The 24,918-nt window shown below is 73.4% G+C and carries 18 protein-coding genes; 6 read left to right on the top strand and 12 right to left on the bottom strand.

The annotated features are described in order from the left end of the window. Nucleotides 1-48 precede the first annotated feature (48 nt). The gene (locus tag Plo01_RS40395; protein ID WP_239316685.1) at nucleotides 49-1,470 is read left to right on the top strand and encodes a pentapeptide repeat-containing protein; all 1,422 of its coding nucleotides are present in this window, start codon (nucleotides 49-51) and stop codon (nucleotides 1,468-1,470) included. Nucleotides 1,471-1,549: 79 nt separating this feature from the next. Here the strand turns inward: Plo01_RS40395 and Plo01_RS19970 are convergent, their stop codons facing one another. Continuing rightward, a complete protein-coding gene (locus Plo01_RS19970) occupies nucleotides 1,550-2,446 on the bottom strand; it encodes an alpha/beta fold hydrolase (protein WP_203892157.1) in 897 nt (298 codons plus the stop codon). Between the two features lie 106 nt (nucleotides 2,447-2,552). Between Plo01_RS19970 and Plo01_RS19965 the strand changes: the two genes are divergently transcribed. Continuing rightward, nucleotides 2,553-3,410, top strand: coding sequence for a TetR/AcrR family transcriptional regulator C-terminal domain-containing protein (locus Plo01_RS19965; RefSeq protein WP_203892156.1), 858 nt, complete (start codon nucleotides 2,553-2,555; stop codon nucleotides 3,408-3,410). Nucleotides 3,411-3,440: 30 nt separating this feature from the next. On the opposite strand, the gene Plo01_RS19960 is transcribed toward Plo01_RS19965, so the two are convergent. Together Plo01_RS19960 and Plo01_RS19955 are read right to left on the bottom strand one after the other, a co-directional pair. Further along, nucleotides 3,441-4,550 (bottom strand): sensor histidine kinase, encoded by a 1,110-nt coding sequence (locus Plo01_RS19960; RefSeq protein WP_203892155.1) that lies wholly within the window; start codon nucleotides 4,548-4,550, stop codon nucleotides 3,441-3,443. 9 nt (nucleotides 4,551-4,559) lie between these two features. Next, nucleotides 4,560-5,417 (bottom strand): IclR family transcriptional regulator, encoded by an 858-nt coding sequence (locus Plo01_RS19955; protein ID WP_203892154.1) that lies wholly within the window; start codon nucleotides 5,415-5,417, stop codon nucleotides 4,560-4,562. A 165-nt stretch (nucleotides 5,418-5,582) separates the two neighbouring features. Between Plo01_RS19955 and Plo01_RS19950 the strand changes: the two genes are divergently transcribed. Beyond that, nucleotides 5,583-6,527, top strand: a complete 945-nt coding sequence (locus tag Plo01_RS19950) for an SPFH domain-containing protein (protein WP_203892153.1) — start codon at nucleotides 5,583-5,585, stop codon at nucleotides 6,525-6,527. A 69-nt stretch (nucleotides 6,528-6,596) separates the two neighbouring features. Here the strand turns inward: Plo01_RS19950 and Plo01_RS19945 are convergent, their stop codons facing one another. The 6 genes from Plo01_RS19945 to aceB form a co-directional block, all read right to left on the bottom strand. Next, entirely contained in the window at nucleotides 6,597-7,424 is an 828-nt protein-coding gene (locus Plo01_RS19945) for an IclR family transcriptional regulator (protein WP_203892152.1), read from the bottom strand. Beyond that, a complete protein-coding gene (locus Plo01_RS19940; protein ID WP_203892151.1) occupies nucleotides 7,421-8,659 on the bottom strand; it encodes a (Fe-S)-binding protein in 1,239 nt (412 codons plus the stop codon). The genes Plo01_RS19945 and Plo01_RS19940 overlap by 4 nt, the downstream gene beginning before the upstream one ends. A 2-nt stretch (nucleotides 8,660-8,661) precedes the next feature. Next, nucleotides 8,662-10,011: an FAD-binding oxidoreductase gene (locus Plo01_RS19935; RefSeq protein WP_203892150.1), complete on the bottom strand. Its 1,350-nt coding sequence runs from the start codon at nucleotides 10,009-10,011 to the stop codon at nucleotides 8,662-8,664. Next, on the bottom strand, nucleotides 10,011-11,465 hold the full coding sequence (locus Plo01_RS19930; RefSeq protein ID WP_203892149.1) for an FAD-linked oxidase C-terminal domain-containing protein: 1,455 nt from the start codon (nucleotides 11,463-11,465) through the stop codon (nucleotides 10,011-10,013). Before Plo01_RS19930 ends, Plo01_RS19935 begins: the two co-directional genes overlap by 1 nt. Before the next feature lie 63 nt (nucleotides 11,466-11,528). Continuing rightward, nucleotides 11,529-12,113 (bottom strand): DUF1016 N-terminal domain-containing protein, encoded by a 585-nt coding sequence (locus tag Plo01_RS19925; RefSeq protein ID WP_203892148.1) that lies wholly within the window; start codon nucleotides 12,111-12,113, stop codon nucleotides 11,529-11,531. Nucleotides 12,114-12,132: 19 nt separating this feature from the next. Next, nucleotides 12,133-13,719 (bottom strand): malate synthase A, encoded by a 1,587-nt coding sequence (gene aceB, locus Plo01_RS19920; protein ID WP_203892147.1) that lies wholly within the window; start codon nucleotides 13,717-13,719, stop codon nucleotides 12,133-12,135. 260 nt (nucleotides 13,720-13,979) lie between these two features. On the opposite strand from aceB, the gene Plo01_RS19915 reads away from it, so the two are divergent. Next, nucleotides 13,980-14,675: a DUF4097 family beta strand repeat-containing protein gene (locus tag Plo01_RS19915; RefSeq protein ID WP_203892146.1), complete on the top strand. Its 696-nt coding sequence runs from the start codon at nucleotides 13,980-13,982 to the stop codon at nucleotides 14,673-14,675. A 153-nt stretch (nucleotides 14,676-14,828) separates the two neighbouring features. On the opposite strand, the gene Plo01_RS19910 is transcribed toward Plo01_RS19915, so the two are convergent. Beyond that, complete coding sequence (locus tag Plo01_RS19910) at nucleotides 14,829-16,205, bottom strand: FAD-binding oxidoreductase (protein WP_307837388.1); 1,377 nt, start codon at nucleotides 16,203-16,205, stop codon at nucleotides 14,829-14,831. Nucleotides 16,206-16,275: 70 nt separating this feature from the next. Here Plo01_RS19910 and Plo01_RS19905 point away from each other — a divergent pair, with 70 nt between their 5' ends. Next, nucleotides 16,276-19,863 carry an ATP-binding protein gene (locus tag Plo01_RS19905; protein WP_203892145.1) on the top strand — a complete coding sequence of 1,196 codons (3,588 nt, stop codon included), beginning with the start codon at nucleotides 16,276-16,278 and terminating at the stop codon, nucleotides 19,861-19,863. A 174-nt stretch (nucleotides 19,864-20,037) separates the two neighbouring features. Beyond that, nucleotides 20,038-21,405 carry a GTPase HflX gene (gene hflX / locus Plo01_RS19900; protein ID WP_239316707.1) on the top strand — a complete coding sequence of 456 codons (1,368 nt, stop codon included), beginning with the start codon at nucleotides 20,038-20,040 and terminating at the stop codon, nucleotides 21,403-21,405. A gap of 172 nt (nucleotides 21,406-21,577) precedes the next feature. On the opposite strand, the gene Plo01_RS19895 is transcribed toward hflX, so the two are convergent. After that, on the bottom strand, nucleotides 21,578-23,179 hold the full coding sequence (locus tag Plo01_RS19895) for a fused response regulator/phosphatase (RefSeq protein WP_239316683.1): 1,602 nt from the start codon (nucleotides 23,177-23,179) through the stop codon (nucleotides 21,578-21,580). 7 nt (nucleotides 23,180-23,186) lie between these two features. Continuing rightward, complete coding sequence (locus Plo01_RS19890) at nucleotides 23,187-24,911, bottom strand: ATP-binding response regulator (RefSeq protein WP_203892142.1); 1,725 nt, start codon at nucleotides 24,909-24,911, stop codon at nucleotides 23,187-23,189. Between the last annotated feature and the right edge of the window lie 7 nt (nucleotides 24,912-24,918).

Genomic DNA, 24,918 nt, shown 5'->3' with positions numbered 1-24,918 from the left:
TCCTCCCCGGCGGTCCGGCGTGTGCGCTCCCGAGACGGACGGAGGACGATGGCTCCCGAGCGGCGCGCGGTGACGCGGGAGGAACTCGAGAAGGCCGCCCGCGGGCGGACCCGGCTCGAAGACGTCGCCGCGCCGGGCCTCGACCTCGCCGGCGCCTGGCTGCCCCGGCTCGAGGCGGACTTCCTGGACGCCTCCGGAGCGGACCTGTCCGGAGCCAACCTGTCCGGCGCCCACCTCATGGACTGCGACTTCACCGACGCCAGGTGCGGCCGGGCCGGTTTCAGCGGAGCGACGCTCTTCCAGTGCGGTTTCGAGAACGCCACCGGCGAGGGCGTCTCCTTCCACGGCGTGCACTCCGCGATGAGCTGGTGGCGGCGGGCCGACCTTCCCCGGGCGTCCTTCCGGGAGGCGCGCCTGCCGCACGCCGACTTCCGGGAGGCGGGCCTGGAGGAGGCGCTCTTCGATCTGGCCGCCGGCGAGGCGGTGATCCTCCGCGGCGCCCGGCTGGCCCGCGCGTCGTTCCGGGGCGCCGGGCTGCCGGAGGCGGACTTCCGCGGGGCCGACCTGCGGGAGGCGGACTTCAGCCTCGCCGATCTCACCGGGGCCGACTTCACCGGGGCCCTTCTCGACGGGGCGACGTTCGGCGGCGCCGCCGTCGGATCGGCGCGTTTCGACGGAGACCCGCCCGCCGTCGAGCCGCGGCCGCCCGCCGTCGACCGCGCCTCGGCCCTGCGGGGCTATCTGCGGCGCGGAGACGCGCGGCGGGCCGTCGAGCTCTACCGCCGCCGCCCGGGGGACTGGGTCTGGGAAGCCCTGAGGGGCGGGGACCCGCAGCGGGCCGCGACCGAGGAACTGCTGCGGCGCCTGCTCGCCGACGACGCGCTGCTCGTGCTGCACCGCGCCTGCCGGGCCACGGCGGACATCGCCCGGCGGGAGGGCATGGCGCTCGGCGTCGTCGAGGAGCTGACCGCGCTGCTGGCCTGCGGCACCGCGGTGCACGTGCCCGAGCACGGGGGCCAGGTGCGGTTCACGATGGACCCCGGCCGGGAGGCCGCGTTCGCCCTGGGCGGTCTCATGCGCCATCCGGAGACCAGGCCGGCCGCCGAGGCGGCGCTGCGCACGGGCCTGGACGGCAGGGCGGCCGTGGTGGAGCGCTGCGCCGCCGGCCTGGCGGCGCGGCTGGCGGGGGAGAGCCGGTGGGCCGAGCTGGACGAGATGCTCTCGTCCGGCGGGCCGAGGGTGCGCAGGGGCGTCGTGCTCGGCCTCGAACGGCGTCTGGAGGAGGCGGGAGAGGTCGCGAAATGGGAGGAGAAGGCGAGGAGGCCGCCGCCGGAGGACGTGCGCTCCGCCTTCGCCCTGCTGGATGAACTCTGCGGGCATCCCGATCGCAAGATCGCAGACTTCGCCCGGGTCCGGAAGCGGTCCGTCGATTGGATCCGCCGGCACTTCACCGACTTCGACGGCTCGTGAAACGGGCGGCGCGCCCGACTGGGCCCCGCCCGCCGGCCGCCGGCGGGGGCCGGGTCCCACCCGCAGATCCGGCCGTCCCTCAGCCGCCGTCCACCCGGGAGACGAGCCACGGGCGCAGGATCGGCAGGACCTGGGCGGCCTGCATCGCCTGAGTGTGATCGAGCCCGTCCAGCACCCGCACGTCCCAGCCGAGGGACTCCAGCTCCGCGCGCCGGCTCACGATCGGCCCGGCGATGTCCACGCGCACGTCGCCCCAGCGCTCGCCGTACACGATCTCGTCGGCCGAGCCCGCGAAGCAGAGGCGGGGGCAGCGGACGCGCTCCTGGACGGCCAGATCGTCGAACCCCCGCAGCGCCTGGTACAGCGTGACGAACTGCCGGGTCTGCGGTTCGGACACCGTCACCTCCGCGGACGACCAGTCGTAGGAGTCGGGCTCCTCCCCGGTGGCCGGGGCGGACGGGGCGTCCGGAGCGGCGGCGTCCGGAGTGCCCGGAGTGGCGGTGTCCGGGGCGGCCTTCGCCAGCTCGTGGGTCGCCACGGTGACGCTCAGCATCTCCGCGTACGGCCCCCCGATCGGCGGGAAGCCGCCCATGACGAGCGCGGAGAGGCGGTCGGTGCGGATGGCGAGCTGGAGGCCGCTCAGCGCCAGCCACGAGTATCCGTAGTAGGCGAACCGGCCGGCGCCCGCCGCGTCGGCCACGGCGAGCAGGTCGCCGGCGATGGCGGCGGGCGTCAGCGTGTCCGGCTTGGGAGTGCTCAGGACGTGGCCCTCGTAGTCGAACGCGACCACCCGGAAGGCGTCGCGGAGACCGTCGATGAGGGAGCGGCCCAGCGCGGGGTCGACGCCCCACTTCCGCATCTCGTCGGCCCGGGGTCCTTCGACCGGCCGCGGGTTGACCGGCAGGAGCACGGCGGGACCCGAGCCGTGGACCTCCACCTCGATCGTGCTTCCGTCGTGCAGTTTCGCCTCGTGCATCGTGCATCTCCAACTCTGGGAAACCACTCGCCGGGGTGGCGGGCGGGGTAATTCCGTAGGCTGTAGATTGATAAGGACGATAATACCGTACGGCATAAGGAGTTCTGTGGGGATCTTCGGCGGACAGGGTGATCCGGAGCGGTCGATGGCCCTGCTGTGGGCCGCGCCGGGAGCCGGGGACACGCGGGTGGCCCCGGGGCCCCGGCCGGGGCTGAGCGTCGACGCGATCGTGGAGGCGGCGATCGCGGTGGCCGACGCGGGCCCTGTGGAGGGGCTGTCGATGCGGGCGGTGGCCGAGCGGCTCGGCCGTTCCTCCATGGCCCTGTACACCTACGTGCCCGGCAAAGGAGAGCTCCTCGACCTGATGTACGACCGGGTGCACGCCGAGCTGCCCACCCGCTACGACCCGGACGGGGGGTGGCGGGCCGCGGTGACGGCCTGGGCCGGGGACCTGCGGGCGTTCTACCTGCGGCACCCGTGGGTGCTGCAGGTCTCCTACGCGCGCCCCGTGCTGGGCCCCAACGAGCAGGCCGTCCTGGAGGCGCTCACGGGCATCCTCTACGAGACCGGGCTGCCGGCCAGGACGCTCCGGAGCGTCGTCAGCGCCCTGTTCCACTTCGTGCGCGGGATGGCGCAGACGATAGCCGAGTCCCGGCTGGCCGCGACGGCGACCGGCGTGTCCGACCGGGAGTGGTGGGTCAGCCGGGCGGGCATGCTGGAGAAGGTCGCCCCCGACTTCGCCGAACGGTTCCCGATGTCGGTGCGGCTCGGCAGGGAGACGGCGGATCAGTACGACGACGGGGCCGAGGGCACGTCCTACCTGGAGCGCGGCGCCGAGGAGACCTTCGGGACCGGCCTCGCCGTCCTCCTGGAGGGGATCGAGGCGACCAGGAGGAACACGTCCCCCGGCGGTTCCCCGGAGCCGGGCGGCGCGCCCTGGTCACCCGAGGGGCGGGCGCCGTGACCGCCGGCGGGCCCTCGCGAGGACGACGCCCTAGGGAGCGGACCGGGCGGGGAGGGCGTCCGGGAGCCGCGCCTCCACCGTGAAGCCGCCGCCCGCGCGGGGGCCCGCCGTGAGCGTGCCGCCCAGCGCCTCGGCCCGCGCGCGCATGCCGGCGATGCCGCTGCCCGCGGGGCCCGCGGGAGCGGTGCCGTCATCGGTGACGGTGACGGTGGAGCGGTCGACGGTCACCACGACGTGGCGGGCCCCGGAGTGGCGCAGCACGTTGGTCAGGGACTCCTGGACGATCCGGTAGATCGCGTGGCCGGCGGCGGCGGGGGTCTCGCCGGCGACGTTCAGCTCGATCTCGACCCCCGCGCCGCCCATCGACGCGACCAGCTCGGGCAGCCGGTCCGTGCCCGGCCGGGCGCCGTGCTCGCGCACCGTGCCGAGGGTGGTCCGCAACTCCCGCAGGGCCTCCCTGCTGATCTGCTTGATCGACTCCAGGGCTTCCAGGGGCTCCGCGGCGTCCCCGTCCGGCCCGGGGCGGCGGGAGGCCGCGTGCAGGGCGGCGCCCGCCCGCATGTTGATCAATGTGAGGCTGTGGCCGAGCACGTCGTGGATCTCCCGGGCGATGGCGAGCCGCTCCTGCTGCGCCTGCTGTTCCCGCCGCGCCGCCTCCGCCTCGGCCGTGGCCAGCAGCGCCCGCCGGTTCGCCCGCACGACGAGGCCGATGCCGTACGGCAGGAGCATCGAGGCGTACCAGGCCAGCAGGTTGCCCGGGCCGGTCGCGTCGCTCCCGGCGACGAGGTCCGCCGCGAACAGGGTGGTTCCGGACAGCAGGAACGCCGCCGCGCCGTGCGGCACCGGCCGGTGCGCGGTCACCGTGTACAGGGAGACGGTCAGGGTCAGGAAGACGGGACCGTACGGATAGTTCAGCGCCACCAGCGCCGAGCAGCCCGCCAGGGTGGCGGCGAGGACGGCCCACGGAAACCGCGAGCGCGCCGCCAGGACGAGCCCCGAGAGGGCCAGCAGGACGTAGGCGCGCCCGTCCAGCGCCCGGAACGGCGGCACCTCGTCCTGCGCGGCCACGTATGTCCCGACGGTCGCCAGCAGCACCGCCCCGGCCGCCAGCGCCGCGTCCTCGACCCGCCTGCGTTCCACCCCCTCAGCCTAGAGCGGGCCGGAGAAGCCGATGCGTTCGCTGATCTCCCCGGCCCCGGCGGACAGGATCGCGCCGACCTCGGGGATGCGGGCCGGGGTGAGGCGGTAGGAGGGGCCGGAGGCGCTCACCGCGGCGACCACCGAGCCGTCGTGGCCCCGGATCGGCGCGGCCACCGCGTTCAGGCCGACCTCCAGCTCCTCCGTCGTGAAGCCGTACCCGCGCTTCCTGATCTCCGCCAGCTCCGCCGCGAGCCGGGCGGGGGAGACCACGGTGTCGGGGGTGTAGCGCTCCAGCGGGCCGTACGCGGCCAGGCCCGCGGGATCGGCGGGGGCGGCGTGGCCGAGGCGGCCGGGGGAGCCGGCGGGAGCGGCCTGGGGGGCATGGCCGGCGGAGTCCCGGTAGGCGAGGAGGACCTTGCCGCTGGAGGTGGCGTGCACCGGGGTGCGCTGCCCGACCCAGTTGTAGCCGGTGATCGCGGCCGGTCCCCGGACCTGGCTGATGTTGATCACATGGCCGCCCTCCAGGACCGCGATGTTGACGGTCTCGCCGAGTTCGGCCGCCAGCCGGCGGCAGATCTCCCGGCTCTCCCCGGCCAGGTCGAGCTGGGCCGTGGCGGCGCCGGCCAGCCGGACGACGCCGAACCCGAGCCGGTAGGCGCCCCGCTCGCCCCGCTGCTCCACCAGCCCGCGCCGCTCCAGCGAGGCGAGCAGCCGGAACGCGGTCGACTTGTGCACGCCGAGCGCCTGCGCCAGCTCGGTGACGCCGGTCTGGCCGCGCCTGGCGAGGATCTCCAGGATCTCGATCGCCCGGTCCACGGACTGGACGGAGGCCCTGTCCGCGGCCCGGCCCGCTTCCCCGCCGCCCATGCCGTAACGCTACAAGGGACGTCTCCCGCAGATCTTCTTTCTCGCGGTACGGCCGTCCTCACCGCGCCCCTCACCGCCGCCCCCGGCCGTGACCCTCGCCGTGACGCGGTCCCGCGGACAGCCTCTAAGATCCGCGTTTGGTAAAGCGGATATCAAGGGGTGGCGATGAGCGCACAGAGGTCCAAAAGCGGCGAACAGCGGTCCGGAGGAAGGAAACTGCTGGTCAGAGGGTTCGCGCTGGCCGTCGGCGCGGTGGTGGTGTTCAGCGTGCTGCTGAGCGCGTGCTCCCGGGTGAGCACCCAGCCCGACGAGATCATCCTTCACTACGCGGGCGGCGTCTTCGAGCCGATCGAGTTCGAGCGGTGCGTCAACCCCTCCAGCGGCGCCACCCTGCTCGGCCCCGGCGACACCGCCTACTCCTACCCGTTCGGCCAGCGGACCTTCGACTTCTCGGGCGCCGAGGACGCCGAGTCCAAGCCGCTGACGGTCGTCAGCAAGGACAACGTGGAGATGAAGGTCTCGGGTGTGGCGACCTTCACGCTCAACACCGAGTGCAAGACGCTCCAGCAGTTCCACGAGAAGATCGGGCTGAAGTTCCGCGCCTACTACGAGGAGGGGGAGTCCGAGGGATGGCGGCGGATGCTCGGCATCTACATGCGGGTCCCGCTGGACCGGGCGCTCGACGCGGCCTCGCAGGAGTTCGAGTGGCGCGGGCTGTTCAACGACCCGCAGGTCAAGCAGGCGTGGGAGGCGCGGGTCGGCGAGCTGGCACGGCAGTTCATCAAGGAGACCGCCGGGGCCGGCTACTTCTGCGGCCAGAACTACGCCGGCAGCGGTGACTGCGGCGACATCTCCCTGACCATCCAGAAGCCCGAGCCGCCCGGGACGCTGGTGGACGCCCTCTCCGCCGAGCAGGCCGCCAAGGCGGAGAACGTCGCCCAGGCGCAGCGCAACGCCAAGGTCCGCACCGAGCTCGAGTCCATCAGGGATCTGGTGAAGGTCCTCGGCAAGGACGGCGCCGTCCTCTGGCAGGCCATCCAGAAGGGACAGGTCACGGTGGTCCCGGTCCCGCAGGGCGCCGACCTCAACATCACCCCGCCGGGCCGCTGACGGATCTCCACCGCCCGCGGGTCGTCCTCGGAGCCCGCGGGTCACGGCCCCGGTCTCCGGGACCGGCGGTCACTGGCCGCCGCCCAGCTCGGCGCCGAAGTCCCGGGCGATCCTCCGCATGCCCGCGGCCAGTTCCTCCCGGTCGAGCGCGTCGATGCGCTCGGCCGGGCCGGAGACCGACATCGCCGCGACCGTCCGCGAGCCGTCGCGGACCCCCACCGCCAGGCAGTGCACGCCCAGCTCCTCCTCGCCCAGGTCCATCGCGTACCCGCGGTCGCGCACCCGTTCCAGCTCGGTGAGCATGGAGGACAGGTCGGTGATCGTGTTGGCGGTCCGCCGGGGCATCCCGGTCCGCTCGACCAGCGAGGTCACCTCGGCGTCCGGCCGGTCGGCCAGCAGGACCTTGCCCACGGCCGTGCTGTGCGGCAGCACCCGCCGGCCCACCTCGGCGAACATCCGCAGCCGCCGGGGCGAGGGCGCCTGCGCGACGTAGACGATGAAGTCGCCCTCCAGCACGGCCATGTTCGCCGTCTCGCCGGACAGCTCCACCATCTTCTTCAGGTACGGCTGCGCCCACACGCCGACCAGCCGCTCGGCCATGCCGCCGAGCCGTACCAGCGCCCCGCCCAGCGCGTAGCGCCGGTCGGACTCCTGGCGCACGTACCCGCGGTCGAGCAGCGTGCGCAGCAGCCGGTGGATCGTCCCGTACGGCAGGCCCGTCGCGGCGGCCAGCTCCGAGATGCCGGCCTCGCCGCCGTGCCCGGCCAGCGCCTCCAGCAGGTCGAGCGCCCGGTCGACGGACTGCACCGTGTTCACCGCCTTGGCGGCCGGGGACTGCGCGGCCGGGCGGTCCCCGTTCGCGTGACCGGTATCGGCGCCGAGGTGGTCCGTGCTCATGCGACCCTCCCCAGGCCGCGCAGGGAGGCGTCCAGGACCTGCGCGGTGTGGGCGACCGGGATCGGGGGCGCGCCGGACCGGCGGACCGCCGAGGCGATCTGCATGGTGCAGCCGGGGTTGGCCGAGACCAGCAGGTCGGCGCCGGTGGCGAGGACCCGCTCGGCCTTGCGGTCGCCCAGCTCGCGGGCGGCCTCGGGCTGGAACAGGTTGTAGGTGCCGGCGGAGCCGCAGCAGATCGCCGACTCGGCGATCTCCCTCACCTCCAGATCGGGGATCGCGGTCAGCAGTTCCCGCGGCTGGGACCGCACGCCCTGCGCGTGCGCCAGGTGGCAGGCGTCGTGGTAGGCCGCGGTGAGCGGGAGCGGGTGGCGCCTGGCCACCGGGCCGAGCTCGACGAGATATTCCGCCAGGTCCACGGTGCGGATCTCCCGGGCCCGCTCGGCCCACGCGCCGTCGAGGAGGTCGGCGTACTCCTTCATGGTCGATCCGCACCCGGCCGCGTTGACCACGATCGTGTCGACGCCCGCCCGGTCGAAGGCCGTGATCGTCCGCCGGGCGAACCGCCGGGCCTCCTCCGGGCGGCCGGAGTGCAGCGACAGCGCCCCGCAGCAGCCCTGCGACGGCGGGATCACCACCTCGCAGCCCTCCATCGCGAGCACCCGCGCCGTGGCCGCGTTGACCTGGGGGAAGAACTCGCCCTGCACGCACCCGGTGAGCATCCCGACGGTGGCCCTGCGCCTGCCGATCGCCTCGACCCGGCGCGGCAGCCGTACCCGCTCGACCCGGTCGGGCGCGAGGTCGGCCATCGCCGCCAGGGACGGGTTGACCCGCTCCAGCCGCGGCGCGACCCTGCGCCGCAGCCCCGCGGTGAGCCGGAGCGGCACCCGCATCGCCCGCAGCCGCCGGGGATAGGGGAACAGCTGGAAGACCAGTTCGCGCAGCGCCCGGTCGGCGGGCTCGCGGACGTGCTCCTCCTCCACCACGGCACGCGTCCGCTCGATCAGCTTGTCGTAGCGCACTCCCGAGGGGCAGGCCGTCACGCACGCCATGCAGCCCAGGCAGGCGTCGAAGTGCCCGGCCATCCCGTCCGTCACCGGGGTGCCCTCGACGTGCTGCTTCATCAGGTGGATGCGGCCGCGCGGGGAGTCCATCTCCTCGCCCCACAGCACGTACGTCGGGCAGGCGGGCAGGCAGAACCCGCAGTGCACGCAGTCGTTGATCAGCTTGGGATCCACGGTCAGACGCCTCCCGCCATCCGGCCGGGGGACATCCTCCGGCCGGGGTCGAACCGTTCCTTGACCCGCCGCATCAGCGGCAGCGCCCCGACCGGGCCCCAGGGGTCCACGAGACGGGCGAGCCCCGGCGGGGCGGCGAGCACGGTGAGCCTGCCGCCGAGGGGGGCGACGTCGTCGCGCACTCCCGAGACGAACGCCGCGAGTTCCGCGAGCTCCGGCCCGCCGAGCTCCGGCGCCGGTGCGATCTGCAGGACCGCCGAGGCCAGCGAGCCGCGCACCCGGACGGGCAGCCCGCGCGCGGCGATCGCCCGCAGCGCGCCGTCCACCCCCGAGGGCGGGACCCGCACCTCCAGCAGCACGTCCTCGCCCGGCGGGACCCCCCACCACCCGGGCGGCTTCTCCCCGCCGGTCACCTCCGGCACGGTCTCGGCCGCGCCCGCGAGCAGATCCCGTACGGCGCCCGCCCGCCCCTCGGCCGCCGTGCCCTCGACCAGCGCCGCGACCGTGAACGTCCCGGAGGGCGCGGGCCAGTCCAGCTCGACCGCGCTCGGCTCGGCCTGCGAGGCGGCCAGCGCGGCGGCGACGGCCCCGGGGCCCGTGGAGGGCCCGGCGGGGAGCGCGGCGGTGACCCAGTGGCGGGCCCGGGAGATCGGGTGGAGGCGGAAGACGGCCTCGGTGATGATCCCGAGCGTGCCGTACGAGCCGGTGAACAGCTTGCCGAGGTCGTATCCCGCGACGTTCTTGACGACCTTCCCGCCGGAGCGGGCGATCGTGCCGTCGGCGAGCACGACCGTGATGCCGATCAGCAGGTCGCGGGCGGTGCCGTAGCGGAGCCTGCGGGGGCCCGCCGCGGCGGTGGCGAGCGTGCCGCCGACGGTGGCGCCGGCGACGGGGACGTCGAGGGCCAGCTCCTGGTCCCGGGCGGCGAGGACCTCGGCCAGGGCGTCCATGGTCACACCGGCCTGGACCCGCACCACGAGATCGCCGGAGGCGTGCTCCAGGACCCCGTTCAGGCAGCAGGTGTCGACCAGCAGGTCGCAGCGCTCGGGCTGGAGTCCCCAGTGCAGCCTGGTGCCGCCGCCGACCGGGACCACGGCGAGATCGTGCCCGGCCGAGACGCGCATCAGCGCCGCGACCTCCTCGGTGCTCTCGGGCAGCGCCACCCAGCGGGGCGCGACTCCGGCCACGGCGTCGCCGGGACCGGCGTCCCGGACGGTCACGCCGGTCGCGAGCAGGGCGTCGTACGCGCCGGTGCCGCGCGGCGCGCCATCCGCCCCGGGGGCGTGCCGCGGTCGATCCGCGCCGGTGCCGTGCGGTGCTCCATTCGTGCCGGTGCCGTGCGGTGCGCCCATCAGAACTGCTCCGCCCGGCCGGACTCCACCAGCGGGTGCACGCCCCTGCGCACGCCCGGGACCTCGCCGCACAGGCGCGGGGTGGGGAAGACCTTGCCCGGGTTGGACAGGCCGCGGGGATCGAAGGCGCAGCGGACCAGTTGCATGGTGTCCAGATCGTCGTCGGTAAACATTTTCGGCATATATCGGGACTTGTCTACACCAACGCCGTGCTCTCCCGTGATGGATCCACCGTGCTCGACGCACAGGTCGAGGATCCGCCCGGAGACTAGCTCGGCCCGCTCCTCCGCGCCCGGCTCGGCGTCGTCGAACAGCACCAGCGGATGCAGGTTCCCGTCCCCGGCGTGGAAGACGTTGGCGACCCGGATGCCGTACTCGGCCGAGAGGCGGTCGATGCTCGCCAGCACCTCCGGCAGCGCGGTCCGCGGGACCACCCCGTCCTGCACGATGTAGGCCGGGCTGATCCGGCCGACCGCCGCGAACGCCGACTTGCGGCCCTTCCAGATCGCCGCCCGCTCCTCGGGCCCGGCCGCGATCCGCAGCTCGAACGCGCCGCTGTCCCGGCAGATCCGCTCCACCTCGGCGAACTGGTGCGCCACCTCGGCGGCCGGTCCGTCCAGCTCCACGACGAGCACCGCCCCCGCGCCCGCCGGATAGTCGCAGGCCACCGCCGCCTCGGCCGCCGCGATCGCCAGGGCGTCCATCATCTCGATCGCCGCCGGGACGATGCCCCCGCCGATGATCGCCGAGACGGCCTGCCCGCCCTGCTCGATGCTCTCGAACGCCGCCAGCAGCGTCGTCACGGTCTCCGGCGCCCGCGAGAGCCGTACGGTGACCTTGGTGGTGATCCCGAGGGTGCCCTCCGAGCCGACGAACGCGCCCAGCAGGTCGTAGCCGGGGTCGTCGGCGTCGAGCGTGACGATGTCGCCGTCGGGGGTGACGATCTCCAGGGCGAGCACGTGGTTGACCGTGAAGCCGTACTTCAGGCAGTGCGCGCCGCCGGAGTTCTCCGCGACGTTCCCGCCGATCGTGCAGACCTGCTGGCTGGAGGGGTCGGGCGCGTAGTAGTAGCCGTGCTCGCGGACCGCCTCGGTGATCGCCAGGTTGGTCACCCCCGGCTCCACCACGGCCCGCCGGTTCACCAGGTCGATCTCCAGGATCCGCCGCATCTTCGCGGTCACCACCAGCACCCCGTCGGTGCGCGGCAGCGCCCCGCCGGACAGCCCGGTCCCGGCGCCGCGCGCCACGAACGGCACGCCGTACTCGTTGCAGAGTTCCACGACGGCGGCGATCTGCTCGGCGCTCTCCGGCAGCACGACGACCCCGGGCACGGCCCGGTGGTGGGTGAGGCCGTCGCACTCGTAGGTGCGCAGCCGCACCGGATCAGTGATCACCGCCCCCGGCGGCAGCACCCCCGCCAACCCCCGGGCCAGCTCATCGAGCGTCTCGGTCAATGTGGATCCTCCTCAAGCACACGCGGAGGCGCGGTCGTGTCGCCGATTCCAGAATCGATCGGTTCATCCAGGACATCGTCCTCCGGAGCCGCGTTCCTGTTGAGTACCGGAGTGATGGCACCTGCCAGTTCCTCCGCGCTCGGCAGGGCCGCCCGGACGCGAGGAGGCGGCGCGGTGTGGGTGCCGACCGCGCTCGTCCAGCATGTCGAGAAGGATGATGATGCGGCCCCACGGAATTTGTCCAACAGGCTGTCGGACAAATTCCGGCCAGGCCGCGGCGAAGGCCCTCATGTAGAGGAGATTGGTCCGGGAGTAGCCCCTGGCCTCGGGAAACGCGGTACGGAGATCGGCCGACAGCCGCGGGATGACCTTCCTGCCCCATCCGTCGGCCTGCAGGTCGAGGATATGGCGGCCGATCCGCCAGTACTGCTGGATCAGCTCGGCGTTGGCCGCCAGTACGGCCCGGATCCTGCTTGTGGTGATCTCCCGCTTGATGTCCGCCAGGAGCGTGGCGTACTCGTCGGGGTGGATGTCTTTGCCGTTTGTGTAATCGTTTATGGACGGAACGTATCGGATGCGTCTAACTACTCTCCGTGCCCGAATGGTGCCGGGGATGGAAATCCTCCTCGTCGGAGGACGATCCTCCACCCCCGGCCTCCTCATGTCGTCACGGCATGCGCGCGTAGGCGGGCAGGGTGAGGAACTCGGCGAAGTCGTCGTCCAGGGCGACCTCCTTGAACAGGGCGGTGGCCTGGGCGTAGAGGGCCTCGTCGTAGCCGGGCTCGGCCTTGATCTTGGCGAGCTCCTCGTCGATGATCCGCTCGACGAGCTCCTCGGTGACGACCGCGCCGGTGTCGGCCAGCTCGATGCCGTTGTGGATCCACTGCCAGATCTGGGAGCGGGAGATCTCGGCGGTGGCGGCGTCCTCCATCAGGTTGTGGATCGCCACCGCGCCCAGCCCGCCCATCCAGGCGGCAAGGTAGCGCAGCGCCACGTCCACGTTGTTGCGCAGGCCGGCCTCGGTGATGTCGCCGGGGGTCTCGGAGACCGCGAGCAGGTCGGCGGCGGAGACGGAGACGTCCTCGCGGAGCCGGTCGAGCTGGTTGGGCCGGTCGCCGAGCACACCGTCGAAGATCTCGCGGCAGATCGGGACCAGGTCGGGGTGGGCCACCCAGGAGCCGTCGAAGCCGTCGCCGGACTCGCGGGTCTTGTCGGCGCGGACCTTCTCCATGGCGATCTTGTTGACCTCGGCGTCGCGGCGGGAGGGGATGAACGCCGCCATGCCGCCGATGGCGTGCGCGCCGCGCTTGTGGCAGGTGCGCACCAGCAGCTCGGTGTAGGCGCGCATGAACGGCGCGGTCATGGTCACCGCGTTCCGCTCGGGGAGCAGGAACTCCTTGCCGCGGGTGCGGAACTTCTTGATGACGCTGAACAGGTAGTCCCAGCGGCCCGCGTTGAGCCCGGCCGAGTGGTCGCGGAGCTCGTAGAGGATCTCCTCCATCTCGAACGCGGCCGGGTAGGTCTCGATCAGCACGGTCGCGCGGATGGTGCCCTGCGGGATGCCGAGCAGGTCCTGGGCCCGGACGAAGACGTCGTTCCAGAGGCGCGCCTCCAGGTGCGACTCCATCTTCGGCAGGTAGAAGTAGGGGCCCTTGCCCTTGGCGATCTGCCGGGCGGCGCAGTGGAAGAAGTAGAGGCCGAAGTCGACGAGGGAGCCGGACATCGGGGCGCCGTCGAGGACGAGGTGCTTCTCCTCCAGGTGCCAGCCGCGCGGGCGGACCACGACGGTGGCCAGCTCCTCGTCGGGCTTGAGGGTGTAGCTCTTGCCGCCGGTCTCGAAGTCGATGGCCCGGTCCAGCGCGTCCCGCAGGTTGAGCTGGCCGTTGACGGTGTTCTCCCAGGTGGGGGCGTTGGCGTCCTCGAAGTCGGCCAGCCAGACCTTGGCCCCGGAGTTGAGGGCGTTGATCGTCATCTTCCGGTCGACCGGGCCGGTGATCTCCACGCGGCGGTCCACCAGACCGGGCGCGGGAGGGGCGACCCGCCACTCGGACTCGCGCACGTGCTTGGTCTCGGGAAGGAAGTCCAGGGTGCCGCCGGCCGAGAGCTCCGTCTGCCGGTCCTGGCGGGCCTGGAGCAGTTCGAGGCGCCGGGCGCCGAACTCGCGCTGGAGGGCGGCCACGAAGGCCAGCGCCTCCGGCGTGAGGATCTCGTCGAACCGGTCCTGGGAGGTGCCGGTGATCTCAACGCCGTCCATGGGCTCCCTTTCCTATTTTCCACATGATGGAAAATCTCTTCTGGATTGTGGAATAGACGCTACTGGACGGTCACTTGCCGGTCAAAGGCAGGGTCCTCCTTGGGGCTCCCTCAGGTCCCCCTCAGGGCCGATTCGGGGGGCTTCCCGGATGGGGCGCGCCGCGCCGGACGGCCATAGTGGGGTCACCCCCTTCCGAGGGGGCGCGGGAACCGGTCGGATGAGGGAGGCGGCGAGCTTCCCGGGAGCTGAGGATTGAGCCGATGAAGAAGAAGCTGCTTGCCGCGGGGGCCGTCGTGGGCTCGGTCATGGTGCTCTCCGCCTGTCAGTTCGACGGGTTCGGCCCGAGCGAGCAGGAGGTGGCCTCCTACGACGTGCCCGAGAAGGTGCTGAAGCTCGTCGTGGACAGCGGGTCCGGGGACATCGTGGTGAACGAGTCCGGCCGGACGGGGATCAAGGTCACCGAGACGATCCACTGGCGGAAGGACAAGCCGAAGACCGAGCACGTCGTGAGCGGTGACACCCTCACGCTGACGTACAAGTGCCCGGACGGTCTCGACTCGATGGCCTGCAGCGTCGACTACAAGGTCGAGATCCCCAAGGGGATGTCGGTCAAGGCGGACACCGGCTCGGGGGACATCACGCTGCGCTCGCTCAGCGGGGAGGTGGACGCGGGCACCGGCTCCGGCGACATCGAGGGCAGCACCCTGACCGGCAAGCGGTTCCTCGCCGACACCGGGTCGGGGAACGTCGAGGCGAAGTTCACCGCGGTGCCGGACGACGTCCAGGTCGAGACCGGCTCGGGCGACGCCACGGTACGGCTGCCGCGCGAGACCTACCGGGTGACCGCCGAGACCGGCAGCGGGGACGAGACCGTCGGGGTCACCAACGACCCGTCCGCGTCCCGGACCGTCCAGGTCTCGACCGGTTCCGGGGACGCGAAGGTCCTGCCCTCCTGATCGCCGCGCGGACCCCGGGGATCCCCTGAGGGTCCCCTGAGCGGATTCCCGGGGTCTCCCGGCGCGGGCGAAGGTCCGCGGGCGCGGATTTCTCGGACCCGCGGGCTTCTCAGGTCCGCGGGCGCAGACTTCTCGGACCTACGGGCCGGAGGCTCAGCCGGCCAGCACGGGGTAGTTGCTGCGCAGCACGCCGCGCGGGTCCCGGTGGCGCTTGACGTCCCGCAACCGGGCCAGCACGTCGCCGGGGAAGGCGTTCGCGGCCTTCTCGCCCGCGCCGAGGTTGGTGAACGGCTTGCGCCCGCTGGTGTACGGCACCAGCGCCGCGGAGACCGCCCGGTGCCGCTCCCCGATGGCCGCCCCGACCTCGGGGGTGAACGGCACGCCCAGCATGCCGAGCAGGAACTCCTCCTCGATGCGTCCGCAGGCGCCGCCCCCGGCGACGGGCCGGGCCAGCGCCCCGCCCAGGTGGCGCAGCTGCGCCGCGACCAGCGGGGCCACAGTGCCGGAGCCCGCGATCTCGTCCAGGACCGTCGCGGCCACCGTGTCGTCGAACCGGGTCAGCAGCTCGCCGCGGAACATCCCGGGTCCCGGGTCGGTGGGCTCGGCGCAGATGTTCCCCAGCTCGGACACCGGCAGCGGCCCCCGGGTGTCGAGGACCCGGCCGTCGATCTTCTCGAACCGGCGCAGCAGCGCCTGCCCCTCGGCGGGGTCGCCGAGATGGGTGACGTCCACGACCACCGCGGACAGGCCGCGCAGCGGCTCCGGCACATGGGGGAACGGCGGGAACTGCGCGAGCGAGAACCACACGGTCAGTTCCTCCGGGGCCTCGGCCGTGACCTCGCGGTAGGCGGCCAGGACCTCCGCGGCGCGCCCGGCGGGCCACACCATCCGCCCGCCGTACAGGCGCGGCTCCGCGTACAGGGCGAACTCCATCGCGGTGACCACCGCGAAGTCCCCGCCGCCGCCGCGCAGCGCCCAGAACAGCTCGGGATCGGAACCCGCGTCCACCCGGGCCCGCGTCCCATCGGCGGTCACCACGTCGAAGGAGCGCACGCTGTCGGCGGCGAAGCCGTACTTCCTGCCGAACCAGCTCAGCCCGCCGCCGAGGGTGTATCCGACCACGCTCGGCGCGGGTGAGCTGCCCGCGAGGCCGATGAGGCCGTGACCGCTCGCCTCGGCGAGCACCTCGCCCCAGGAGACGCCCGCGCCCACCCGGGCCAGCCGCTCACCCGGCCGGACCTCCAGCCCGCGCAGCCGCCCGGTGCGCAGCAGGATCGTCCCGTCCGTGTCCCCGCTCGCGCCGTGGCCGCTCGGCTGGGTGCTGACGCCGATCCCGGCGAGGCCGGCGTATCCGATCACGGCGGCCACGTCGTCGGCGTCCTGCGCCTCCACCACGGCCAGGACGTTCTGCCCGACGGCCAGGTTCCACGGCGTCCGGGCCTCGTCGAAGCCCTCGTCCCCGGGGACGAGGACCCGGCCGCGTACCGTCCGGCGCAGCTCGCTGCCTATATTCATGCTGTCCTTGCTCACGTTCTTCCTCCCCGTGTCTTCGTTGGCACCGATACTGCCCGAGGTCGTTTGTGGAGGGTTTGAGGTTGGTTTGTCCGCGACTTGGGGTGAGATGGAGATCCGGCTGTTCGGCCCGGTGGAGGTCGTGGACGCCGAGGGGCGGGCGGTCGAGCTGGGCACCCGCAAGCAGCGGGCGGTCCTGGCGATGCTGGCCCTCGAACCCGGCCGGGTGGTCTCGCTCGACCGGCTGATCGACGAGCTGTGGGCGGGAGAGGCGCCCTCCAGCGCGACGGGGACGCTCCAGGCGTACGTCTCCCACCTCCGCAGGGCGCTGGAACCCGACCGGCCGCCCCGTGCCCCGTCCCGCGTCCTGCTCACGCGCGAGCCCGGCTACCTGCTCGCGGTCGCCCCGGGACAGGTGGACCTGTTCCGCTTCGGGGCCTGGGCGGAGGAGGGGCGCCGTGCCCTGGTGCGCGGGGAGCACGGCCAGGCGGTGCGCACCCTCGACCGGGCCATGGCGGCCTGGCGGGGCGATCCCCTGGTGGAGTTCGCCGACCAGGAGTTCGCCGCGCCCGCCCTCGCCAGGCTCGCCGAGCTGCGCGTCACGGCCGAGGAGGACAGGTTCGAGGCGCGGCTGGCCCTGGGGGAGAGCGGGACGTGCGTCGCCGACCTGGAGCGGCTCGTCGAGGCCCACCCCTACCGGGAACGCCTCCAGGGGCTGCTCGCGCTGGCGCTGTACCGCTCCGGCCGCCAGGCCGACGCGCTGGCCGCCCTGCGGAGGGCCCGCGAGATGCTCGCCGCGGAGCTCGGCCTGGATCCGGGCCCGGAGCTGCGCCGCCTGGAGCAGGCGGTGCTCGGCCAGGATCCCGGGCTGGCCGGGCCGGTTCCCGGCCGCGGGCCCGCCGGTGCGGCTCCCGCTCCGGTGGAGCTCGCGGAGCTCGCGGAGCTCGGGACCGCGTTCCCGGGTTCCGCGAGCTCCTCAAGCTCAGCGAACTCCTCAAGCTCAGCGAACTCCTCAAGCTCAGCGAACTTCGTGGGCTCCGCGGGTTCCGTGGGTTCCGTCAACGTCACGGGCTCCGCGGGCTTCACGGGCGCGGCCGCGTCCTTCCCCTCCCGTCCGGCCCCGGGGACAGGGGAGGCGCTCGTCGGCAGGGAACGGCAGCTCGCGCGGATCGGCGCGCTGGTGGCCGGGGTCCGGCGGGGGCAGGGCGGGGTGCTGCTGGTCGAGGGCGAGGCGGGCATCGGCAAGACCCGGCTCGCCCGGGCGGCGGCCGCGGAGGCGGAGACCCGGGGGATGACGGTGCTGTGGGGGCGGTGCCTCGACACCGCCACGGCCCCGCCGTTCTGGCCGTGGACGCAGGCGCTGCGGGACGCGGGGCCGGAGGCCGCCGACGCCGTTCGCCTCCTCGCCGGTGATTCCGTGGAATGTCCGGACATGCAGTTGTTCGACCTGTACCAGCGGGTCCTGGCCGCGCTGACGGCGGTGGGACCGTCGCTGGTCGTGCTCGACGACCTGCACTGGGCCGACGCCGCCTCGCTCCGGCTGCTCGCCTTCGCCGCCGGCGAGCTGGAACGGCTCCCCGTGCTCGTCGTCGCGACCCTCCGCCCCGAACCCGGCGAGCACCCCGAGCAGCTCCGCGACACCCTCGGCGCGCTGGCCAGGGAGCCGCGCACCGAGCGCATGGCGGTGGGCCCGTTCACCGGCGAGGAGGTGGCCGCCTACCTGCGGACGCGGCGGATCGATCCGGACCTGGCCGGGGCGTTCCACGAGCGCAGCGGCGGGAACCCGTTCTATCTGGGGGAGCTGCTCCGCCTGCTGGAGAGCGAGAACGGCCTGGCCGCCGGTCCCGCCGGGGAACCGCCCGCGCGGGACGGGAGCGGCCCGCCCACCGGGCTCCCCGCCGCCGTCTGCCCGATCGCCGCCCTCTCGGGCGTCCCCTCAGGCGTCCGCGACGTCGTCGGCCGCCGGGTCGCCCGGCTGCCGGAGGAGAGCCAGGACCTGCTCGGGGTCGCCGCGGTCGCCGGGCGCGACATCGACGTGGACCTGCTCGCCGCGGCCACCGCGACCCCCGAGGAGCGGGTCGTGTCCCTGCTGGAGCCGGCGGTGGCCACCGGCCTGCTGGTCGAGTCCGGCGCGGACTACCGCTTCTCCCACGCGCTCGTCCGGGACACCCTCTACGGCGGGCTCGGCCGGCTGGAGGCCGCCCGGCTGCACCTGCGGGTCGGGGAGGCGATGGAGACGCTCCCCCTCGTGGACGAGTCCTGCCGGGCCCCCGCCCTGGCGCACCACTTCGGCAAGGCGGTCCGGGTCGGCGGCCGGGACAGGGCGGTCAGGTACGCCTCGGAGGCCGCCGGGAGGGCCACCGCCCAGCTCGCCCACGACGAGGCCGTGAGCCTGTGGGAGCTGGCCCTGTCCGCGGTGCCCGCCGCGGACGCCTCCGTCCGCTGCGCCGTGCTGACCTCGCTCGGGCGGGCCCGCCGTACCGTGGGGGACGCCGAGGGGGCCCGCCGCGACCTGGAGAAGGCCGTGGAGCTGGCCCTCCGGACGGAGGACCGCGAGGCCCTGATCGCCGCGGTGAGCGTCTTCGGCGGGCAGAGCGTCTGGAACTGGCGGCCCTACGGGGTCGTGGACGAGCGCATGGTCGCCGTCCTGGAGGACCTGCTCGCCGGGCCCCTGCCGGACCACCAGCGCGCCGCGCTGCTCGGCACGCTCGGCATCGAGCTGTACTACGGCCCCCGCCGGACGGAAGGGGAGCGCCTGGCACGCGAGGGCGTCGAGCTCGCCCGCCGGGTCGGCGACCCGGTCCTGACCGCGACCACGCTCAACAACTACTTCATCGCGGCCTGGGTGCCCGAGCGGGAGGCCGAGCGCCGGGCCGCCGCCGAGGAGATCCTGGCCCTGCCCGGCCTGCCCCGGGCCACCGAGCTGATCGCCCGGGTGTTCCGGATGGCCTCCCTGCTCCGCGCGGCGGAGCTCGCGGAGTTCGGCGAGTGGGACCGCGACCTGGCCCGCTGCGAGCGCCTGCTGGAGGAGGCCGGCCGGCCGGAGCTGGAGGCCATGGTCCGCATCGCCGAGACCGCCCGCCGCATCCTCGACGGGGACTGGGCCGCCGCCGAGGCGCTGACCGCCCGCTTCGCCTCCCTGCTGGAAGGATCCAGCCTCTGGAGCCCGGACTTCCCCCGGCTGATCGCCGCGTTCACCTGCGCGCGCGAGCAGGGCCGGGTCCCCGGGATCCTCGACGGGCTCGTGGCCCGCGCGCGGGACCCGCGGATGGTCCCGCTCCGCCCGGTCGCCGTCCTGGCCGCGCTGGACTGCGGCGACCCGGACCTCGCCCGGGAGCTGATCGGGCGCTGGGGCGCCGAGGCGCGTGACGACTGGACGGCCGACCTCATGCTGGTCGTCTGGGGTCACGTGGCGGCCCGGCTCGGCACCCCCGATCCGGAGGAGATGTACGGCAGGCTGCTGCCGTACGCGGACCGGCTGGTGATCGGCGGGATGGGCATCTGCGGGTGGGGCTCGGGCCACCTGGTCCTCGCCGAGCTGGCCGCGCGGCTGGGCCGCGCCGGGCAGGCCGTCGAGCACGCCCGGCGGGCGGTGGAGACGCACCGGCGCCTGGGCCTGTCCCACTGGGAAAAACGTGCCCGCGACCTGCTGGATTCGCTCACGGCTGACAGATAACCAGATGAAGGGGCCGACCATCGCGTGGCACCATCGTGGGAAGACATCCGGGGCGTCCAGGCGTTCTTATAGACGATGACGCCTGTGAAACGACACTCTGAACGGAGCGACGACATAGACATTCGTGAGCCGCTGGACTTTGACCAGTTCGACGACCTGCCTGAGATCGGCGAGATGGAGCTGGCCGAGCGCCGGGCGCTCCGCCGGGTGGCGGGGCTCTCCACCGAGCTTGAGGACGTCACCGAGGTCGAATACCGCCGGCTGCGGCTTGAGCGGGTCGTCCTCGTCGGCGTCTGGACCTCCGGTACGGCGATCGACGCCGAGAACTCCCTCCTGGAGCTGAAGCTCCTCGCCGAGACCGCCGGTTCCCAGGTGCTGGAGGGGCTGATCCAGCGCCGTCAGCAGCCCGACACGGCGACCTACATCGGCTCCGGCAAGGCGCAGGAGCTGTCCGACATCGTCGCCGCCACCGGCGCCGACACCGTGATCTGCGACGGAGAGCTGAGCCCCGGCCAGCTGCGCCAGCTCGAGGAGGTCGTCAAGGTCAAGGTCATCGACCGGACCATGCTGATCCTCGACATCTTCGCCCAGCACGCCAAGAGCCGCGAGGGCAAGGCTCAGGTCGAGCTGGCCCAGCTCAACTACCTGCTGCCGCGCCTGCGAGGCTGGGGCGGCAACCTGTCCCGCCAGGTCGGCGGACGGGCCGCGGGCGGCGTCGGCATCGGCGGCCGCGGTCCCGGTGAGACCAAGATCGAGCTGGACCGGCGCCGGATCCGCGAGCGGATGGCCAAGCTGCGCCGTCAGATCGCGGAGATGACGACCGCGCGGGTGACCAAGCGCGCCCGCCGCGCGGAGCGCGAGGTCCCGGCCGTGGCCATCGCCGGTTACACCAACGCGGGCAAGTCCTCGCTGCTGAACCGGCTGACCGGCGCGGGAGTGCTGGTGGAGGACGCCCTCTTCGCCACGCTGGACCCGACCGTCCGCCGGGCCTTCACGCCCGAGGGCCGCCTGTTCACGCTGGCCGACACCGTCGGATTCGTCCGGCACCTGCCGCACCAGCTCGTCGAGGCGTTCCGTTCCACGCTGGAGGAGGTCGGCGACGCCGACCTGATCCTGCACGTGGTCGACGGCTCGCACCCCGACCCGGAGTCGCAGCTGGCCGCCGTGCGGGAGGTCTTCGCCGACATCGAGGGCGCCCGCGACATCCCCGAGATCGTGGTCGTCAACAAGGCCGACGCCGCCGACCCGGTGGTGCTGGCCCAGCTGACCGCGCGGGAGAAGCACTCCGTGGTCGTCTCGGCCCGCACCGGGGCCGGGATCGACGAGCTGCGCGCCGTGATCGAGCGGGAGCTGCCGCGCTTCGACCGGGAGGTCAGGGTGCTGGTGCCGTACGACCGCGGCGATCTCGTCTCCCGGGCCCACCAGGAGGGCGAGGTCCTCGGCGTCGAGCACACCGGGGACGGCACGGTCCTGCACGCCAGGGTCCGGGCGGGCCTCTACGCGGAGCTGGAGCGGGTCGCCAAGCCGGTCGAGACCGTCTGACCCGCGGGCCGCGCGCCCGATCGACGGAGAAAGGCCGCCGGACCTCCCGCAGGGGAGGCCGGCGGCCTTTCCGGTTCCCGCAGCCTTTCCGGTTCCCGCAGCCTTTCCGGTTCCCGCGGCCTTTCCGGGTCCCAGGGCCTTTTCCGGTTCCGGAGGCCCGGGCGTTGGCGGCTCAGGCGTCCGGGGCGCAGTGCTCCTTGATCCGGCGGAAGACCACGAGCGCCACGTCGTCCTCGCGCGCGCCGAAGTGCCCGATCAGGCGGTCGCAGAAGACCTCCAGGTCGTCGTCCACCGTCTCGGCCAGATCCCGGGTGATCTCCAGGCTCCGGTTCAGGGGCGTGTAGCGGTCCTCGATGAGGCCGTCGGTGAACATCAGCACCGATCCCCCCTCGGGGATCGTCAGCCGGTCCACCCGGTAGTCCGCCTCGCTCACGCCCAGCAGGAGGTTGCCGAGCCGGTGGTAGCGGGCGTCTTCGCCGGCCTCCATGAAGATCGGCGGGATGTGCCCGGCGTTGGCGAGCTCCGCCTCACCGGTCTCCGGGTCGAGCAGGATCAGGCAGACCGTGGCGGTCATCCCGGGGTGGTAGCGCCGCAGCACGTCGTTGAGGAGCGACATCGAGGCCCCCAGGTCCACCGTGCCCAGGAGCGACGCGCGCAGCGCGTGACGGAGCTCGGCCATCACGGTCGCGGCGTGCAGGGAGTGTCCCTGCACGTCGCCGATGCCGATGAGGACCCGCTCGCCCAGCTGCAGGACCTCGTAGAAGTCCCCGCCGACCTCGACGTTGTCCACGGCCGGCTGGTAGCGCCAGCTGATCTCCAGTCCCGGGACCCGGGGGATCCGGGGAGGAAGGAGGCTGCGCTGCAGGGTGAGCGCGATCGTGTGCTCTTCGAGGTAGGCGCCCAGGGCGTCCACGGCCAGGGCGAGGGCCTGGCCGAGCTGGCGCAGGATGGTGAGCTCGTCCGTGTCGAGGGACGGGTGCGCCTCGACGCCGATGCACACGACCGGCCGGCCGGCCTTGGTCCGGCAGGCGACCGCGGAGACGCCCCCTTCCGCCTCGGAGTCGGGCATCACCTTCCGCCAGCCGTCCTCCGAGAGCGTGAACATCTCCGTTCCCGCGGTGTTGCCCAGCGCCATCGCGGCCAGCGCGGTCAGGGAGTCCGGTGAGGCGGCCTTGGCCGTGGCGGCGCCCTGCGGGGGCCTGGCGGTGTACCGCCGGGTGAGGCCGTCCGGCGGGAGCGCGAGCACGCCCGCGTACCGGCCGAGGATCCGCGAGGCGCCCTCGACCGCCACGACCAGGAGCTCGTCGAAGCTGCCGGCCGCGTTCATCTCCAGGGTGACCTCGGTGAGGGCCACCATCCGCGCGCTCATCCGCTCCGCCCGCCGCCGCGCGCGGTAGTAGCGCAGGGTGGCCTCGATGGTGGCGGCGAACTCGTCCGGCTCCACGGGCTCGGCGAGGTAGGCGTCCGCGCCCCGGTCGAGCCCCTCGGCGCGGTCCGCGGAGGTGATCGCGGCCCCGGAGATCTGGACCACCGGGATCGAGGACGTGGCGGGATCCGCCTTGATCTGCTCGCAGACCTCGTACCCGCTGATGTCGGGCAGCCGGACGTCCAGGACGACCAGGTCCGGCTGGAGCTCTCCGACCTTCGCCAGCGCCTCCAGCCCGCCCGTCGCCTCCACGACCCGGTGCCCGGCACGCCGGAGCCAGCTGGACAGGATGTAGAGCTTGGTCGGCGTGTCGTCCACGACCAGCACCGTCGCGGACCGCTCGTTCACGGATGGCTCATTCACCGCGGCGCTCCAGCGCATGCCGTACCGCCTCCAGCAGATTGTCCCGGCGCATGTCGTGTTTGGAAAGCACCGCGTGCTCCGTCTGGGGATACTGCTGGGAGGTCGCGACGGTGACGATGACCACCGGGATCCCGCGCAACCGCTGGTCCTCGGCCATCCGCGCCAGCAGGGCCGCGCCGTCCATCCGGGGCATCAGCAGGTCGACCAGGACCAGGTCCGGCAGCTCCTGGGACATCGCCTCCAGGGCCTCCAGTCCGTCATGGGCCTCGTCGACGCGGGCGGCGAAGCCGGTGAGCATGCGCCGGACGGTGGCGCGGAAATCGTCGTCGTCGTCCGCGATGAGCACGCGGTTCACCATCGTGTCGCCGTCGGGCCGGTCCGGCAGCCGCACCACGGCCGTGGTGCCCGCGCCCGCCCCGCTGGACAGCTGGAGCGTGCCGCCCATCGCCTCGGCCAGCCTGCGGGCGTACGGCAGGCCGAGGCCGGTGCCCTTCGCCCGCGCCTGGATCGGCCCCGGCACCTGGTAGAACTCCTCGAAGACGCGCTCCAGATGTTCCTCGGGGATGCCGATCCCGGTGTCGGTCACGGTGAAGACCATCTCGTGGGTGGAGGCGTCCCGGGTCACGTCGAGCCGCACCTCTCCGTCCTCGGTGAACTTCAGGCCGTTGGAGAGCAGGTTACGCAGGATCTTGGTGAGCATCGCCTCGTCGACCAGCGCCTCGGACGCCGCCTCCGACACCCGGACCGAGAGCGTCACGCGGTTGGTCTCGCTGGTGGGGCGCAACATCATCCCGAGGCGTTCGACCAGCGCGACCAGGTCGACCACGGAGGACTGGGGGTCCAGCCGCCCCGACTCGGCCTTGGCCATGTCGAGCAGCTCGCTCACCAGGGCCAGGAGCGTCTCCGCGGAGGAGCCGATGAGCTGGACCTGGTGGAGCTGCTCCGGGCCCAGGGGCTCCCCGCCGGGTCCGATCAGGAGGCGGACGAGGCCGATGATCGAGTTGAGCGGAGTGCGCAGCTCGTGGCTGACCGTGGTCCAGAACCGGTTTTTGACGTCACCGGCCTCCCTGATCTGCACGGACTTCTCGTCCAGCTCCGCGTAGAGCGCCACGACGCCGCGGTTGGTCTCCTCCAGCTCCGCCGAGAGCTGGTTGTACAGGGCGAGCACGCCCTGGTTGGTCTCCTGCAGCTCGGTGTTGAGCTGCATGACCTCCTCCAGGGTCGCGGCGAGCTCGCGGTTCTGCTGGCGGAGCTCGTCGAGGGCCGTCGCGGGGGTGAGCGCGGCGATCTTCGCGCGGATCTCTTCGACGGAGGGCTTGGGGCGGCTGACGGGGAGCCGCTTGAGCATGCTGATGCGTCCCGCGGCCAGGTCGCACTCGATCGTGTCCACGAGGCGGGCCGCCAGCGTCACCCCGTCGCCGGGGACGAAGCCGGCCGCGGCGGGGAACGAGATCGTGACGGTCAGTCCGGCCTCGTCGATCAGGAAGGCGGCCGAGGCGGGGATCCCCTGGAGGAGGATCTCCCGCCCGATCTCGCTCAGCGCCGTGGCCACCCGGATCTGGTCCGGGCCGGTCAGCCCGACCGTCTCGGCCACCTCCCGGCCCAGCTTGCGCATGGCGAACACGCCCTGGTCGTTCCGGAGATCGAGCCGGGTCAGCTCGTCCCCGGCCGCGTCCGGTCTCCCGCCTCCGGCCGTGCCTGCCGTGTCACCGGCCATGCTTCTG

It is taken from the genome of Planobispora longispora (genome assembly GCF_016863135.1).
Classification (GTDB): domain Bacteria; phylum Actinomycetota; class Actinomycetes; order Streptosporangiales; family Streptosporangiaceae; genus Planobispora; species Planobispora longispora.
The sequence above is the reverse complement of the archived record's forward strand: the minus strand, read 5'-3'. Positions and strand labels throughout refer to the sequence as shown.